14 protein-coding genes and 2 pseudogenes are annotated in these 15,433 nt (G+C 70.8%); 12 read left to right on the forward strand and 4 right to left on the reverse strand.

Annotation, left to right across the window (positions count from 1 at the left end; genetic code table 11):
- Positions 1-94: 94 nt before the first annotated feature.
- Both PUR53_RS39940 and PUR53_RS48425 read left to right on the forward strand, forming a co-directional pair.
- A pseudogene (locus tag PUR53_RS39940) lies at positions 95-381 on the forward strand (NAD(P)(+) transhydrogenase (Re/Si-specific) subunit beta); the annotation flags it as partial.
- Between the two features lie 1,450 nt (positions 382-1,831).
- The gene (locus PUR53_RS48425; protein ID WP_443080424.1) at positions 1,832-2,743 is read left to right on the forward strand and encodes a ricin-type beta-trefoil lectin domain protein; all 912 of its coding nucleotides are present in this window, start codon (positions 1,832-1,834) and stop codon (positions 2,741-2,743) included.
- On the opposite strand, the pseudogene PUR53_RS48430 reads toward PUR53_RS48425, so the two are convergent.
- The 3 genes and pseudogenes from PUR53_RS48430 to PUR53_RS39955 all read right to left on the reverse strand — a co-directional run.
- A pseudogene (locus PUR53_RS48430) lies at positions 2,689-3,093 on the reverse strand (nuclear transport factor 2 family protein); the annotation flags it as partial. The gene PUR53_RS48425 and the pseudogene PUR53_RS48430 overlap by 55 nt on opposite strands.
- Before the next feature lie 127 nt (positions 3,094-3,220).
- Positions 3,221-4,474, reverse strand: a complete 1,254-nt coding sequence (locus tag PUR53_RS39950) for an MFS transporter (protein ID WP_329911656.1) — start codon at positions 4,472-4,474, stop codon at positions 3,221-3,223.
- Positions 4,475-4,694: 220 nt separating this feature from the next.
- Positions 4,695-5,609: a LysR family transcriptional regulator gene (locus PUR53_RS39955; protein ID WP_329911657.1), complete on the reverse strand. Its 915-nt coding sequence runs from the start codon at positions 5,607-5,609 to the stop codon at positions 4,695-4,697.
- Between the two features lie 137 nt (positions 5,610-5,746).
- Between PUR53_RS39955 and PUR53_RS39960 the strand changes: the two genes are divergently transcribed.
- From PUR53_RS39960 to PUR53_RS40005, 10 genes are all read left to right on the forward strand, one after another.
- Positions 5,747-6,727, forward strand: coding sequence for a fumarylacetoacetate hydrolase family protein (locus PUR53_RS39960; RefSeq protein ID WP_329911993.1), 981 nt, complete (start codon positions 5,747-5,749; stop codon positions 6,725-6,727).
- Entirely contained in the window at positions 6,724-7,686 is a 963-nt protein-coding gene (locus PUR53_RS39965; RefSeq protein WP_329911658.1) for a cyclase family protein, read from the forward strand. The genes PUR53_RS39960 and PUR53_RS39965 overlap by 4 nt, the downstream gene beginning before the upstream one ends.
- Before the next feature lie 57 nt (positions 7,687-7,743).
- On the forward strand, positions 7,744-8,880 hold the full coding sequence (locus PUR53_RS39970; protein ID WP_329911659.1) for an FAD-dependent oxidoreductase: 1,137 nt from the start codon (positions 7,744-7,746) through the stop codon (positions 8,878-8,880).
- Entirely contained in the window at positions 8,877-9,926 is a 1,050-nt protein-coding gene (locus PUR53_RS39975) for an amidohydrolase family protein (RefSeq protein WP_329911660.1), read from the forward strand. Before PUR53_RS39970 ends, PUR53_RS39975 begins: the two co-directional genes overlap by 4 nt.
- 26 nt (positions 9,927-9,952) lie before the next feature.
- The gene (locus PUR53_RS39980; RefSeq protein ID WP_329911661.1) at positions 9,953-10,891 is read left to right on the forward strand and encodes a VOC family protein; all 939 of its coding nucleotides are present in this window, start codon (positions 9,953-9,955) and stop codon (positions 10,889-10,891) included.
- A 106-nt stretch (positions 10,892-10,997) separates the two neighbouring features.
- Positions 10,998-11,969, forward strand: coding sequence for a fumarylacetoacetate hydrolase family protein (locus PUR53_RS39985; protein WP_329911662.1), 972 nt, complete (start codon positions 10,998-11,000; stop codon positions 11,967-11,969).
- Between the two features lie 5 nt (positions 11,970-11,974).
- The gene (locus tag PUR53_RS39990) at positions 11,975-12,718 is read left to right on the forward strand and encodes an SDR family NAD(P)-dependent oxidoreductase (protein WP_443080425.1); all 744 of its coding nucleotides are present in this window, start codon (positions 11,975-11,977) and stop codon (positions 12,716-12,718) included.
- A complete protein-coding gene (locus PUR53_RS39995) occupies positions 12,715-13,458 on the forward strand; it encodes an SDR family NAD(P)-dependent oxidoreductase (RefSeq protein WP_329911665.1) in 744 nt (247 codons plus the stop codon). The genes PUR53_RS39990 and PUR53_RS39995 overlap by 4 nt, the downstream gene beginning before the upstream one ends.
- Positions 13,459-13,471: 13 nt before the next feature.
- A complete protein-coding gene (locus PUR53_RS40000; protein ID WP_329911666.1) occupies positions 13,472-14,227 on the forward strand; it encodes a CoA transferase subunit A in 756 nt (251 codons plus the stop codon).
- Between the two features lie 20 nt (positions 14,228-14,247).
- On the forward strand, positions 14,248-14,898 hold the full coding sequence (locus PUR53_RS40005; RefSeq protein ID WP_329911994.1) for a CoA transferase subunit B: 651 nt from the start codon (positions 14,248-14,250) through the stop codon (positions 14,896-14,898).
- 110 nt (positions 14,899-15,008) lie between these two features.
- Here PUR53_RS40005 and PUR53_RS40010 read toward each other — a convergent pair whose 3' ends face one another.
- Positions 15,009-15,413 (reverse strand): cupin domain-containing protein, encoded by a 405-nt coding sequence (locus tag PUR53_RS40010; RefSeq protein WP_329911668.1) that lies wholly within the window; start codon positions 15,411-15,413, stop codon positions 15,009-15,011.
- Positions 15,414-15,433: the final 20 nt, after the last annotated feature.

The raw sequence follows: 15,433 nt of genomic DNA on the forward strand, positions 1-15,433 counted from the left end.
CGGCCCCGTCGCACGGTGGAATCAACCTCGTTTTCCCGACGACTTACTGGGCACGACCATCTCGCAGGGTCGAACGGGAAGGATCAGGGCACCGATGAACCGCTCCTTCCTCTCGGTGATTGCGGGCGGATTCGGGGCCCGGCGGTGACGAGCGACGACAGCGACCACGGGGAGCACCGGGAGATCAGCGCGGGGGACACCGCGGAACTCCTGCGCGACGCCTCCTCGGTGATCATTACGCCCGGCTACGGCATGGCCGTCGCCCAGGCCCAGTACCCGGTCGCGGAGCTGGCGCGCAAGCTGCGCGAGCGTGGCATCGAGGTGCGCTTCGGCATCCACCCGGTCGCCGGCCGACTGCCCGGTCACTTGGAGGACATCCTGCGCAGCCTCGACGCCACCGACGCGCCGGCTCCGGCCATGGTCGGCACGGCCAACTGAACAGCAGCATCGACGGGGCTTCGCCCCGCGTCGCGTCGGTTACTGGAGCTTCGCACCCCCGACGTCGAGGTCGGGGGCGAGCGGGGCAGAGGGAGAGGCGGTCGAACCGGCGCGACAGAACCCATCTGACCTGCGGAAATGTTCCTTCCGGTGTGGTGCCGGCCGCGCCAGCTGGACATCTGCGTCCCACAACCCCCGGGTGACCTCCGTATCGGCGTGGTCGTCGTCCGGAGCAGTCCGACCTCCGATGGCACCGCCCGCAGTGAACCGTGTAACCGTACGGCACGTACTCCTGACCGATCCTGGTGTGATCGCGACCATCCGGCTTGGGTGTTTGAGCGCGGAACCGTGGTCGGCCGTATCGAGGGTGCGGAACAGGGAGGCGACCGGTTTCATGGATGGTGTTTCCGCGGCGAAAGCTCCGTTCTGCGGAGGAGAGCGCATGACGCCCGGAGACGATTACGTCTTCGAGCAGGCCGAGCCCAGGGAAGAGCAACGAGGAGACGCAGCGCTCTCGGTCGAGGAGCTGCTGACGCTGCACGGCAAATCCGTCCTGGACTACGCGGCGCTGTGCACCGGACCGAGCCCGGGCGCCGCGGAGCGGCTCGCCGGGCAGGCCTTCCGGAACACCTACGGCGACGCGGCATCGCATGCCGGCGACGACTTCCCGTGGCGGCCGCGGCTGCTCGCGGCGGTCCTCGAGGCCGCCCGGGAGTGGAGCGCGGACGACAGGTGCTCGTCCCTCCACCCGGACCTGCAGGACGGCGGAATCAGTGACGCGCGCCGGGCGGTGTCCGGCACGGACCGCGAGAGCGGCGACAGAAGCCTGCTCCTGCACGCCTTACGGAACCTGCCGGACCGCGCTCATGTACTGCTGTGGCACACCGTGGTCGAAGCCGAGGACACCGAGTCGGTGGCGTCCCGGCTCGGCGCTGAGCCTTCTCTGCTGAATTCCGAGCGCGTCCGCACGCTGCTGCGCGACGAGTGCGTGCGGGTCCACCTAGACCTCGCGCCCGACGAGCGCTGCCGTCGCCTCAACCGGCTCATCGACATCCACGCCCGCAGGTCCGGCGGGACGGTGGCGGAGGTGCGTGCACACCTCGACGACTGCGCCTACTGCGGGGCGGCGGTGGACCAGCTGGACCAGTCCCCGGACCGGCTCCCCGCCCTGCTCGCCGAGGCCGTACTGGGATTCCGCGCGGCGGACTACCTCGCGACCCGTGCCGCCCGCCGGACGATCGCGTCGGCTCACGCGCGTTCGGAGCCCGCCCGGCAGCCTGCGGGCGCCGAGGACCGGCAGACCGCCGCGGGTCACCCCGCACCGCGGCGGCGCCAGTGGCCGCTCAAGGTCGCCTTGGGTGTGGTTCTGTGCGGGGTGATCGCGGCGACGCCCATGGCCCTCAGCGGAACCGAGGACGACCGCGAGACGGCGGGCGCTGCGGTGTCCGGGCCGACCCGGAGCCCGTCCGGCTCCGCCCCCGAACTGTCCACCGTGACCCCGTCGTCCAGCGCCTCTACGGCCCCAGGCGCGAGTGAAACCCTGGTCACGCGGCTGCGCAACGTGAGGACCGGGCTGTGCCTCGACTTACGTGCTTCGGCGGAGGTGGCGGGCGCGCCCGCGGTGACGGCGGAGTGCGGGGGATCGGCGACCCAGATGTGGTGGTTGGAGGACGGGGGACGACTGCGGAACCAGGCGGCCCCTGGGCTGTGTCTGAACGCCGAGCCACAAGGCACCGTCGCCCTGCGGCCGTGTGCCGCTCCGGAGAGCCCGGACGGTGAGGCGTCCGGCGACACACGGTACGACCTGGCGGCCGACGGCCTTCTCACCCTCGACACGGAGCCCGGAGTGGCTTTGACACCCGTTCGCCGTGCCGAGGGGTCGATCATCCTCCTGGAGCCCGTCCCGCAGGACAGGGTCCGCAGGTCCCAGCGCTGGCGCACCGACGAGGCGTCCGCCCCCTCACCTCACCGTCGCGGATCGGCCGGGAGTCTTCGGCCGCAGGATGAGGCCGCCGTCACCACTACCCGCTGGCGGGGAGAACGCGGTAGGCGAGTTGCGAGCACCGGTCTCGGCAGTCGCCGGAGACCTGTTGGCAGATGGGCCTGCGGCCGTCAGGGCTGCTGGGGAGTCACGGGGTGCCGCGGCACGTGCGGCAGTGGCTCTCCCGCGTGCCACACCTCATGGACGCGGACCGTCACGAACCTCCACCCGTCGGGTGTGCGCCGGAGTGTGCAGTCGTACCAGCCCGCGCCGTCGGCGTGCCGGAACGTGTTGTCGTCGAGCATGTGCACGCCCAGGAGGTAGGAGCGCGTGCCGGCGGTGTCGCCGTCGATGTGGATGGCGTGGTTCGAGCTGAGGTGCCAGGTACCGCTGTAGCGGCCCAGCGCCTGTGGGGTGCCCACGCGACGCAGTTCCTCGTGCCCTGCCAGCCGCATGGTCTCGCCGGCGGAGACGACTCCTTCGGGCACGTAGAGAGCGACATACGCGTCCCAATCCCGCTCGTCGAGTGCCCGTGCGAACTCGATGAGCAGGTCGCTGATGTGAGCCCGGTCGACCAGCCACTGCAGTTGCGCGGCTGGGTCGGACGGTGGCTGGGGGACCCCCGGCGCGGCAGCGCCGTCCGGCAGGGAAAGGGGGGAGGGTGGCGTGGACATGCGGGTTTGGACTCCTCTGTGAACGGGGTCGTGCGGACGGGGCTGTGCGGGTGGGTGCTCCGGGACGGCGAGCGGAACGGCCCTGGTCTGCCGAGCCCGACGGACTCGGCAGACCAGGGGTGCCGGCTCACGCCTGTGGAATCTCCTGCGCGGCCGTCGTCCGGCGAAGCATGGGCAGCAGCCCGGCCGCCACCAGGGCCGAGGCGATGCCGAGGAGGCCGACGGCGGTGGCGAGGCTGCCGGTGACGGACGCGACGGCGATCAGGACGAGCGGGCAGATGAACTGTCCGAAGAAGAACGCCGCCGTCCACAGACCGGTGCCACGGCCGCGGTCGGCGTATTCCAGCTTGGACATCGCCCAGGTGAGCAGCGAGGGCAGCAGGAAGCCGGTGCCGACGCAGTTGAGCACCGCGCCGACGACCAGGACCGCGGTGTTCGGGGCCAGGCCCATCACCAAGAATCCGGCTCCGCACAGGGCGAAGATCGCGGGCAGCCTGCGCTCCGGCCGACCGGTCAGCCTGGCGAAGGTGAGGCATCCGGCGACGGTGGCGGCGCTAGCGAGCGCGGTGGCCATGCCGATGACGCCGCTGGACTTCACGCCCAGGTCGTCCAGCAGGAAGGCCGTGTTCGCCGGGACAGTGTAGAAGACCATGCCGCCGAACACTGACAGCACGCAGATGCCCGCCAGTCGGCGCGCGGGGAACGGCCGCTTCTCGGCGGCCGAAGCCGTTTCCGTGACCGTGCCCGGCTTGGGCTTGGGCTTGGGCAGGAACGCGGCCATGGCGGGGGCGAGGAGCAGTCCGGCGGCGTAGAGCCAGAACGGGGTACGCCAGCCCGAGCTGCCGAGCGCGCCGCCGAGCACGAAGAAGGCGGTGGCGCCGGCGGAGGCGCAGATGGTCTGCATGGCCAGGTAGCGGTCGCGTACCCGGCCCGTGTAGTAGTCGCCGATCAGTGTGGTGCAGACGGTCATGATGGCGGCTTCGGTGACGCCGAGGAGGGCGCGGCTCGCCACGATGGCATGGAGCGAGTCCAGCCACAGTGGTGCGGTGCCGAACAGCGAGTACAGGACGGCCGCGACGATCAGCAGGCGTTTGCGACCCAGCCGGTCGACGATGACACCCGCGAAGGGGGCCAGCAAGGCGAGCGCGAGCGCGGGGATCGTCAGGACCACCGGGACCAGCGCCTTGGCGCCGGGCACCGTCGCGAAGTGTTCCTGCATCTTCGGCAGCACCGGAGCGAGCAGCACCGCGCCGAGGATCGGCAGACAGCTGCCGGCCATCAGGAGCACGATGCGCAGACGGCCCCCGGCTTCGGTGACGGGCTCGGTGCTCTGGGCGGCGATCCCGTCAGCGGGCAGGGGTGGGGAAGCGAAACCGGGCATGCGAGGCCTCCACGAGGGCGGTGGCAGGGGGCGCGGAGCCGCGCCGCCGCCGTGGCCGTGCCACGCCGCGGGGCGCCGGTGCACCCGAGGGGAAATGCGCCCGGCGGGAGAGCGGGCGTCACGAACTGGCACGACTATGGGCCAGGCTCCTCCCGGCGCCTAGACCCCGCGCGATCGAATTCCTGGATCGCGTTCATCCAGCTTGTGGATGGTCCCACGGTCACGCGGCCTGCGCGGGGAGCGAGGACGCGACCTGGGCGGCCGTCTCGCGCAGCCAGATGTGCGCGGCGTCGCGGGTGTGGACCGGGTGCCACCAAAGGGCTTGGCGGAGGGGGACGGCCTCGTAGGGCGGCTTCATGATCCGCACCGGGGCGACGCCACGCAGGCGCTCCGCGAGGAGCCTCTGGACGAGGGCGATGCGACGCGTGCCGGCGACCAGGAAGGGCAGGGCCTGGAAGGTGTCGATGGACACCTCGACCCGGGGTTCGATGCCGAGCATGCCGAGTTGGCGGACGGCAGGGGCGTCGTAGGTGCGCTGGTACGTCACCCAGGGCAGCCGGGCCAGATCCTTCCGGGTGAGATGGTCGCCGACCTCGTGGTTGTCGTCGGCGACGAGGAAGACCCACTGGTCCTCGTGGAGCTCGGTGGCGGGGAAGTCGCTGATGATGCCGTGCGGCATGAGCAGGCCGTCGGTCGTGCTCAGGAGCGTGCCGGCCTGTTCGACGATGCCGGGCGGGACCTGGCTGAAGCGCAGCCGGATGCCGGGAGCCCTGTGGTGAACGGCGCGGGCGAGTTCGGCCCCGAAGACGGCGACCGCGTAGTCGGAGGCCACCAGGGTGAACTCGTGTTCCTCGCGTGCGGGGTCGAAGTCGGCCTGGCTGGTGAAAAGGCGTTCCAGCAGGTCGCAGGCGGTTGAGGTGCGGTCCAGGAGGACCTGGCCGAGAGCGGTGAGCTCGTAGTGGCCGCCGACGCGGGCGAGCAGCTCGTCCTCGAAGTGACGGCGCAGCCGGGCCAGGGCGGCGCTCATCGCGGGCTGGCTGAGGCCGATCCGTTTGCCCGCGCGGGTGACGTTGCGTTCCTCCAGCAGCGCGCGCAGGGCGACGACGAGGTTGAGGTCGAGGCTGGCCAGGTTCACGGCACGCTCCAAGGGGCCGAGCGACGGCATAGACGGGATGGATGATCAGATCCAGCGAATCGATTTCCCAATTACTGGATGCCGGGCCAGATTAGTCCCATCGCAACGAGGAGGACACGTCCGTGAAACCCGCCACCATGTCCGCCCCCTTCGCCGGACCCTTCGCGCTCGGCACCCTCTCGGCCCACGACGGGGCTCCCTTCCCAGCCCTCGTCACATCGGACGGCCGGGCGCTCGACCTCCGTACAGCCCTTGATGCCCCCGCCCTGACGGTCCGGGGCCTCCTGGAGGACTGGGCAGGGGCGTGGCCCCGGTTGCAGGCCCTGGCGGCGGACGTGTCCAGCGACTGGCAACCGCTTCAGGGCCTGCGGGTGCACGCCCCGGTCGAGCCGCGCCAGGTCTTCCAGTCCGGCGCCAACTACCGGCAACACGTGATCGATCTCGAGGTCGCCCACCGCTCCCCGGACGACCCCCGCACGGTCGAGGAGGCTCGCGCGGAGATCGCCGCGGTCATGGACCGGCGGGCGGCGGAGGACCTGCCGTACGTCTTCATCGGGCTGTCGAGCGCCGTCACGGGTCCGTACGACGACGTCGTGCTGCCCGCGTGGGCCGAACAACCGGACTGGGAACTGGAGTTGGCCGCCGTCATCGGCAGGCCGGCGTATCAGGTGTCCGTCGAGGAGGCTCTGGAGTACGTCGCCGGATACACGATCGCCAACGATCTCACCGACCGTGCCACCGTCTTCCGCCGGGACATGAAGGCCATCGGCACCGACTGGCTGCGCAGCAAGAACGCGCCCGGCTTCACCCCCCTCGGCCCGTGGATCGTGCCGGCGGAGTCGATCGCCGACCCGGGCGACCTGCGGGTCTCGCTGAAACTGAACGGCGAGACGATGCAGGACGAGTCCACCAAGGACATGATCTTCGGCGTCGCGCGGATCGTGTCGTACGCCTCGCAGACCGCCCAACTCCTGCCCGGAGACCTGGTGTTGACGGGGTCTCCGGCCGGCAACGGCATGCACTGGGGTCGGCTGCTGCGCGACGGAGACGTGATGGACGGGGCGATCACCGGCCTCGGCGCCCAGCGCACCCGCTGTGTGGCGGAGCAGTCGTCATGAGCTTGGACCGTCACGACCCCGAGGGCGCGATCGCCGAGGCTGCCAAAGCCTGCTCGAACTGGGGTCGTTGGGGCGAGGACGACGTGCTCGGCACCCTCAACTTCCTCGACGAGGCCAAGCGGCGCGAGGGTGCCGCGCTCGTCCGGCGGGGCGTCAGTTTTTCCCTGTCCCAGCGATTCGACATGAACGGCCCGCAGAAGGGCTGGCGGCGCCGCACCAACCCGGTGCACACCATGCTGGACACCGGCACGGACGCGGCGCTGGGCAACCAGGGCTTCCCGCACGGCATCGGCGGCGCCGACGACGTGATCAGCATGCCGTTGCAGTGCTCCACCCAGTGGGACGGGCTCGGGCACATCTTCGACCACGGTAACGCCTGGAACGGCCGGCGGGCCGAGCAGGTCGTCACCTCGGACGGCGACCTGGTCACCGGCATCGAGCACATGGCGCCGTACGTCGCCGGCCGTGGCGTACTCCTCGACGTGGGCGGTGTGCTGGATGATCAGGGCGAGTTGCCCGATGGCTTCGCCATCACCGAGGAGCACCTCACGCAGACCGCGGCCGCGCACGGGGTGACGGTCGGCCGAGGTGACATCGTCGTGGTACGCACCGGGCGGCTGTCCCGGGCACGTCGCGAGGGCTGGGGCGACTACGCGGGCGGCGACTCGCCCGGGTTGTCGTTCACCACGGCCGGCTGGCTGCACCGCAGCGAGATCGCGGCGGTCGCCACCGACACCTGGGGCTTCGAGGTGCGGCCGAACGAGTTCGAGCGCGCCTTCCAGCCGCTGCACCAGGTCGCTATCCCCCACATCGGCCTGCTCATCGGTGAGATGTGGGACCCGGACGCGCTTGCCGCGGACTGTGCGGCGGACGGCGTGTACGAGTTCTGGCTCACCGCCGCGCCCCTGCCCATCACCGGCGCCGTCGGCTCCCCGGTCAACCCGGTCGCCGTCAAGTAGCTCTGCACAGCAGAGGAACAAGCAACTCTGCGCAGCAGAGGAACAAGGGAGTTCCCCATGACCGACACCGATCCCCGCACCGTCCTCGTCATCGGCGGTGGCGCCTCCGGCAACGCCATGACCATCCTGTTGCGCCGCGCCGGCCTGGCCGTGGACCTGATCGAGGCGAAGCCCGACTGGAACGCCACCACCGGCTCCGGCATCACCCTCCAGGGCAACGCCCTGCGCGTACTGCGCGAGCTGGGCGTCTGGGAGAAGGTGAGCGCTTGCGGATTCCCCTACACCTCGCTGGGAATGACCGCCGTCGACGGCACCCTCCTGTTCCTCAAGGAGGACATGAAAACCGGCGGGGAGGACCTGCCGGCCACCCTCGGTATGCAGCGCCCCCAGCTGCAGCAGATCCTCATCGACGCGGTCCGCGCCTCCGGCGCCACCGTGCGCCTGGGCACCACCGCCGAGAACCTGGAGCAGGACGCGAACGGTGTCTCCGTCTGGTTCAGCGACGGCACCGAGGGACGCTACGACCTGGTGATCGCCGCCGACGGCGTCCACTCCACCACCCGCGTCGCGATCGGCATTCCCGACACTTCCGAGCCCACCGGCATGGCCATCTGGCGCACCCCGGCCCCGCGCCCCGAGAGCGTCACCCGTACGGACCTCACCTACGGCGGCCCGGCCTACATCGCGGGCTACACCCCCACCGGCGAGAACACGATCTACGCCTACGTCGTCGAGGCCTGCCGCGAACGGGGCTCCATCGACTCGTCCGCCTTCGCGGACGAGATGCGTCGGCTCACCGAGCAGTACGGCGGTGCCTGGCCCGAGATCTCCAAGTCCATCACCGACCCCGAGAAGGTCAACTACACCTGGTTCCGACAACTGCTGGTCGAGGGTTCCTGGCACCGCGGCCGGGTCGTGCTCGTCGGCGACGCCGCCCACTGCTGCCCGCCCACCTTCGCCCAGGGCGCGGCCATGTCCCTGGAGGACGCGTCCGTCCTGGCCGAGCTGCTCACCAGCGGCCGGCCATGGGACGAAGAGCTCTTCAAGGCCTACTACGAGCGCCGCGTCCCGCGGGTGCGGACCGTCGTCGACGCGTCGGTGCAGCTCGGCCAGTGGCAACTGGACGGGGTGCTGGACGCGGATGTGCCCGGACTGATCGGTCGCACCATGGCCGTCCTCAAGGAGCTGCCGTGAGCGCCCACACGTCGCCCGGCAACGACCCCTCATCGAGCGCTGACGCGCACCCCTCCCCGGTTGTCGACGTGCACGCGCACATCCTGGTACCCGAGGTCGAGGCCCTCGTGGCGGACCTGCCCGGTCTGGCCGAGGCCAGGGCGCTGGACGCCCGCCGCAACGGCCCCGCCGCCCTGGCCGTCAACGGCCCCATGGTGCGCGAGCGCACCCCGAAGCTGACCGACGTCGCCGTACGGCTGGCCGCGATGGACGCGCAGGGCGTGGACGTCCAGCTCGTCAGCCCTTCCCCCTCGCACTACCACTACTGGGCGGACGAGGAGACGGCGGAGAAGGTGTACCGGCTGGCCAACGAGGCGACGGCCGCCCACTGCGCCCAGGAACCCACTCGGCTGTACGGGCTCGGACTCGTCCCCTTGCAGCACCCGACGCAGGCGGTGCGCGCCCTCGACCACGCCTTGGAGCAGGGCCTGTTGGGTGTCGAGATCTCCAGCCACGCACCGGGGCGGGAGCTGTCGGACCCCGCGTACGAACCCTTCTGGGCACGGGCGGAGCAGACCGGCGCGATCCTCTTCCTGCACCCCTTCGGCTGCACCCTCGACGAGCGGCTCGACCGCTGGTATCTGTCCAACACCGTCGGCCAGCCCACCGAGAACGCCGTAGCGCTCTCGCATCTCATCTTCTCCGGCGTCCTGGACCGGCATCCGGACCTGAAGATCATCGCGGCGCACGGCGGCGGCTACCTGCCCACCCACATCGGCCGCTCCGACCACGCCTGGTCGGCCCGCTCCGACGCGGGCGCGGGCTGCGCCCACCTGCCCAGCAGCTACCTCAAGCGCCTCCACTTCGACTCCCTGGTCCACGACCCGCACGTGCTGCGGGAGCTGGTGCGGGCGGTGGGCGCGGACCGGGTCCTGCTCGGCTCCGACTTCCCGTTCGACATGGGCGCCGAGGACCCGGTCGGCGCCCTGCGGGCAGCCCGGCTGCCCGACCACGACTTCCGTGCCGTGCGCGGCGGCAACGCGACAGCGCTGCTGCGCCTCACCTGAACCTCGAACGAGGAGGAACTCCCACCATGAGCGCACGTCTGCTCACCCATCTGCGGCATGTGGACCTGGCCGTACCGGACTACGACAAGCAGCTCGACTTCTACGCCGGCGTCTGGGGCCTGACCAAGGTCGCCGAGGACTCCGGCATCTCCTTCCTGGCCGCCGAGGGCTCGCCCGAGCAGTACGTCGTACGGCTGCGCCAGGCCGACGAGAAGCGCCTCGACCTCGTCTCCTACGGCGCCGCGAGCACCGAGGACGTCGACACGCTGGCCGAGCAACTCCTCTCCGGCGGAGTGCAGTTGATCTCCCAGCCGAGCAAGGTGGACACCCCCGGCGGCGGCTACGGCTTCCGCTTCTTCGACGTCGACGGCCGCACCATCGAGGTCTCCGCCGACGTCGAGGTACGGCAGCACCGCAGGATCGAGGAGAAGGAGTCGATCCCGGTCAAGCTGTCGCACGTCGTCCTCAACTCCCCGGACCTGAACCGCACCCGGGAGTGGTACGAGCGCCACCTCGGCTTCCGCCTCTCCGACACTCTCATGCACCCGAGGATGGGGGAGGCGATGCACTTCATGCGGATCAGCAACCAGCACCACTCCATGGCCATCGCCCAGGGCCCGCACACCGCCCTGCACCACATCTCCTTCGAGATGCGCGGCATCGACGAGTACATGCGCGGCTCGGGCCGGGTGATCCGGGCCGGCTTCAAGAAGGTCTGGGGGCCGGGCCGGCACATGGCGGGAGACAACACGTTCACGTACTTCCTGGACCCGCACGGCAACACCGTCGAGTACACGACGGAACTGGAGGTCCTCGACGAGGACACCTGGCACCCCCACGTCTACGACTTCTCCCAGCCCGACGTCGCCGACCAGTGGGGCACCGCGAATCCCATGAACGAACTGGTCGCCAAGGAGTCGTTCAACGACGTCGACCGCGGCGTGTTCGTCGCCCCGCCCGTCTGATCCCCTTCAGCTCCGGGGGCGCGGTGGCCCTGTCAACTGCCCTGACTCCCCGCGCCGCGCCCCCGGGCCCCTCTTTCCCGGAGACCTCCGGAGCCTGGAGCCGCTCATGCGTTTCGTCGCCTACGAACACCAGCACCAGCGCGGCATGGCCGTCGTTGAGGAGGACGGCACCCTCCACCCCGTCCCCGGCGCACGGTCGCTCAACGAGCTGATCCGTTTCTGCGACGGCCTCGCCGCGCTGCTCGAAGCGGGCGCCGCCGCCCTCGCCACCCCGGCGAGGCTCCACGTGTCGCGGGTACGCTTGCTGCCGCCGCTGGAGCCGCCGACCATCCGGGACTTCGTCACCTTCGAGGAGCACGTCGAGGGCGTACGGCGGTCCGTGGACGGCGTGGGCGGGGTGCCGGAGGCCTGGTACGACGCGCCGACCTTCTACTTCACCAACCCCTACGCGGTCCTCGGGCCGTACGACGACGTGCCCGTGCCCCCGGGCTCGAAGGTCCTCGACTTCGAACTCGAAGTCGCCGCCGTCATCGGCCGAGAGGGCCGCGACCTCACCCCCGAGCAGGCCCGCGACCACATCATCGGCTACACGATCCTGAACGACTGGTCCGCGCGCGACCTCCAGTCCCGTGAGATGCAGGTCCGTCTCGGCCCCTGCAAGGGCAAGGACACGGCCGCCACCCTGGGCCCGTACCTGGTCACCGCCGACGAACTGGAGAAGTACCGCGACGCGGACGGCTTCCTGCGCCTGGCGCTCACCGCCGAGGTCAACGGAGAGGTGGTCGGCAGGGACCTGCTGTCCAATATGAGCTGGACCTTCGAGGAGATGGTCGCCTACGCCTCGCGTGGCACCGTCGTGCGCCTCGGCGACGTGCTCGGCTCGGGCACCTGCGGCAACGGCGGCTGTCTGGCGGAGCTGTGGGGTATCCGGGGTGAGCAGTCCCCGCCGCCGCTGAAGCCCGGCGACACCGTCACGCTCACCGTCGAGGGCATCGGCTCCGTCTCCAACACCGTGGTCGCGGGCGCCGATTCGGTGCCGCTGCCGACCGCCCGCCGCCGCACCCGGGAGCGGCCGTGAACGCCATGCACCGCCAGCGGCTCGTCGGCAAGGTCGTGGTCGTCACCGGCGCCGCGCGAGGCCAGGGTGCCGCCGAGGCCGAGGCGCTCACCCGGGAGGGCGCCCGGGTCATCGCCACCGATGTGAAGCCGGAGGGCGACTGCCGCCGCCTCGACGTGACGTGCGACGCGGAGTGGGCCGAACTCGCCGCCGAGCTGCGGGAGTCGTACGGCCAGGTCCACGGCCTGGTCAACAACGCCGGCATCACCTGGAGGGCCCGCATCGGCGGCGTGGACCCCGAGGACTTCGCCCGTGTCCACGCGGTCAACGTCACCGGACCGCTGCTGGGCATCCAGCACCTGGCCCCGCTGATGCCGCCAGGCTCCTCCATCGTCAACGTCGGCTCGTCCGCCGCCCTCACCGGCCACTACCCGGTCGCGTACACGGCCAGCAAATGGGCCCTGCGCGGGCTGTCGAAGACAGCTGCCACGGAGCTCGGCGCGCGCGGCATCCGCGTGAACACCATCCACCCGGGGTTCATCGAGACCGAGATGACCGCCTCAGCGGCGCCCGCCTTCCGTGAGGCCAACATCCGCGAGACCCCGCTCGGCCGTACCGGCACGGTCGGCGAGGTCTCACCCGTTGTGGTCTTCCTGCTGTCCGACGAGTCGTCCTTCATCACCGGCGCCGAAATCCCGGTCGACGGCGGCCTCACCGCGCACGGCGGCGTCAAATCCATCTCCGACGCGCTGCGCGAGGGCGCCTCATGAAACGACTCGACGGCAAGGTGGCCCTGATCTCGGAAACCGCCCGCGGACAGGGCCGGGCGGCGGCCCTCCGCTTCGCGGCCGAGGGCGCGACCGTTGTCGGCGGCGACCTGCTGCACGAAGCTGCCCTTGAGTCCCAGCGGCTCATGGCGAAGGCGGGCGACACGGCTCTGACTCCCGGCCCACCGGATGTCATCGAAAAGGGCTCTGTCCGGGCGTGGGTGGAGGAGGCTGTCGCGGCCTTCGGCGGCATCCACATCCTCCACGCCCACGCCGTCCGCTTCGGCACCCTCGGCACCCAGCCCTACGAGGACTTCACGTTCACGATGCGCGCCGAACTCGCCCCGGTGTGGCTTGCCGCGCACGTTGTCTGGGCTCATCTCGGACGCAGCCGCGGCTGCGTCCTGACGGCGGGCTCCACGGCCGGCCTCAACAACCAGCGCACCGCGCACTCGGCGTCCAAGGGCGCGGTCATCGCCCTGACCCGCCAACTGGCCGCTGAGGGAGCCCGGTACGGCATCCGCGCCAACTGCGTCAGCCCCGGAACGATCGACACCGAGGGCTCACGCGGCGACCTGCTCGCCGACGACCACCCCATGCGCACCATCCCCCGCGTCCGCGTCCCCGACGAAGTGGTCGACGCCGCCGTCCTTCTCGCCTCCGACGAGGCCTCGTACATCACCAAAGCCAACCTCGTCGTGGACGGCGGCTGGTCGACGGTGCTCCCTGGCGCCGTGCACTGAAAGGACACCGCAAGTGAACAAAGTGAGCGCGAGCGCCGTCGAGGCGGTCGCCGACATCCCCGACGATGCCTCGCTGGCTGTCGGCGGCTTCGGCCTCAGCGGCGTACCCGAGATCCTCATCCGGGCCCTGTACGAGCAGGGCGCCACGGGTCTGGAGGTCGTGTCGAACAACTGCGGCGTCGACGGCCGCGGCTTGGGCGTCCTGCTCGCCGCCGGCCGTATCGCCCGCGTGACCGGCTCCTACGTCGGCGAGAACAAGGAGTTCGCCCGCCAGTACCTGTCAGGCGAACTGGAGGTCGAACTCGTTCCGCAGGGCACTCTCGCCGAACGCCTGCGCGCGGGCGGCGCGGGCATCCCCGCCTTCTACACCCCGGCGGGTGTCGGCACGCAGGTGGCCAAGGGCGGTCTGCCCTGGCGCTACGCGCCCGACGGCTCGGTCGCCGTCGCCTCCCCGCCCAAGGAGACCCGCGACTTCCACGGGCGCCCGCACGTCCTGGAGCACGGCATCACCACCGACTACGCCCTCGTACGGGCCTGGCGCGGCGACCACCACGGCAACCTCGTCTTCCGCAGGGCCGCCGCCAACTTCAACCCCCTGGCGGCGATGGCCGGCCGCATCGCGATCGCCGAAGTCGAGGAACTCCTCGAACCGGGCGAGTTGCGTGCCGACGAGATCCACGTCCCCGGCATCTTCGTACAGCGGATGGTGCGGCTGAGCCCGGACCAGGCCGCCGACAAGCAGATCGAGAAGAGGACGGTACGCGCATGAGCACGACCCTCGGTACGCAGTTGGGCTGGACCCGGGACCAGATGGCGGCCCGCGCCGCCGCCGAGCTCACCGACGGTTCCTACGTCAACCTCGGCATCGGCCTGCCCACCCTCATACCCGGCCACCTCCCGGCCGGAGTGCACGTCGTCCTGCACTCCGAGAACGGCATCCTCGGCACCGGTCCCTACCCCGCCGAGGACGAGGTCGACCCCGACCTGATCAACGCCGGCAAGGAGACCGTCACCGTCCTGCCCGGCGCCTCCTTCTTCGACTCCGCCCTCTCCTTCGGCATGATCCGCGGCGGCCACATCGACACCGCCGTACTCGGCGCCATGCAGGTCTCCGCCGTCGGTGACCTGGCCAACTGGATGATCCCCGGCAAGATGGTCAAGGGCATGGGCGGCGCCATGGACCTCGTCCACGGCGCCCGCCGTGTCATCGTCCTCATGGAACACACGGCCAAGGACGGCTCGCCGAAGATCCTCAAGGAGTGCACCCTGCCGCTCACGGGTGAGGCCTGCGTCCACCGGATCATCACGGACCTCGGCGTCCTCGACATCACGGCCGACGGCCTCGCCCTCGTCGAGACCGCCCCCGGCGTGACCATCGAGGACATCACCGCCCGCACCGACGCCCCCCTGCACACCGACGCGGTCACCGCCGCCTGCTGACACCGGTTCATCGTCGGCGGCGCCTGCGGCGGTTCACCGGCCGAAGCCCTCGCCGCGGGAACCGCTCGCCGGACACCCGGCCCCGCAGGCGCGGAACAGCTCTGGAGGCTTCAGCCCATCTGGTCCTCGGCCGAGAGGTGTTCCACCGTCTTGCCTGTCTCGGTGAAGGTGCGGGTCACGTGGCCTGAGGAGTACACCCACAGGATGCGCAGCGGGGTGCTCCCGATGTTGCGGAAGAGGTGGGGAACGGGGGACGGAACGTAGGTGGTGTCGAACTGCTCCAGCTTCGTCACCTCGCCGTCGACCCAGACCTCTGCCTCGCCCTCGAGGACGGTCACGTGCTCGTCGCAGTTGTGCGAGTGCAACGGCGCTCCGGAGCCGACCGGGTACACGCTCATCCCGCTGGTGATCCTGTTCTCCCCGCCGGTCGACGGCGTGGTGATCAGCGGTGTCGTGACCACCGCTCCGCCACGGTCGAGCAGCGGTACCGACGCGACTTTGATGATCGTGGTCATCCGGGGATTCCTTTCCACTT

Origin of the sequence: Streptomyces sp. SP18BB07 (assembly GCF_036322545.1) — a bacterium.
Classification (GTDB): Bacteria; Actinomycetota; Actinomycetes; order Streptomycetales; family Streptomycetaceae; genus Streptomyces; species Streptomyces deccanensis.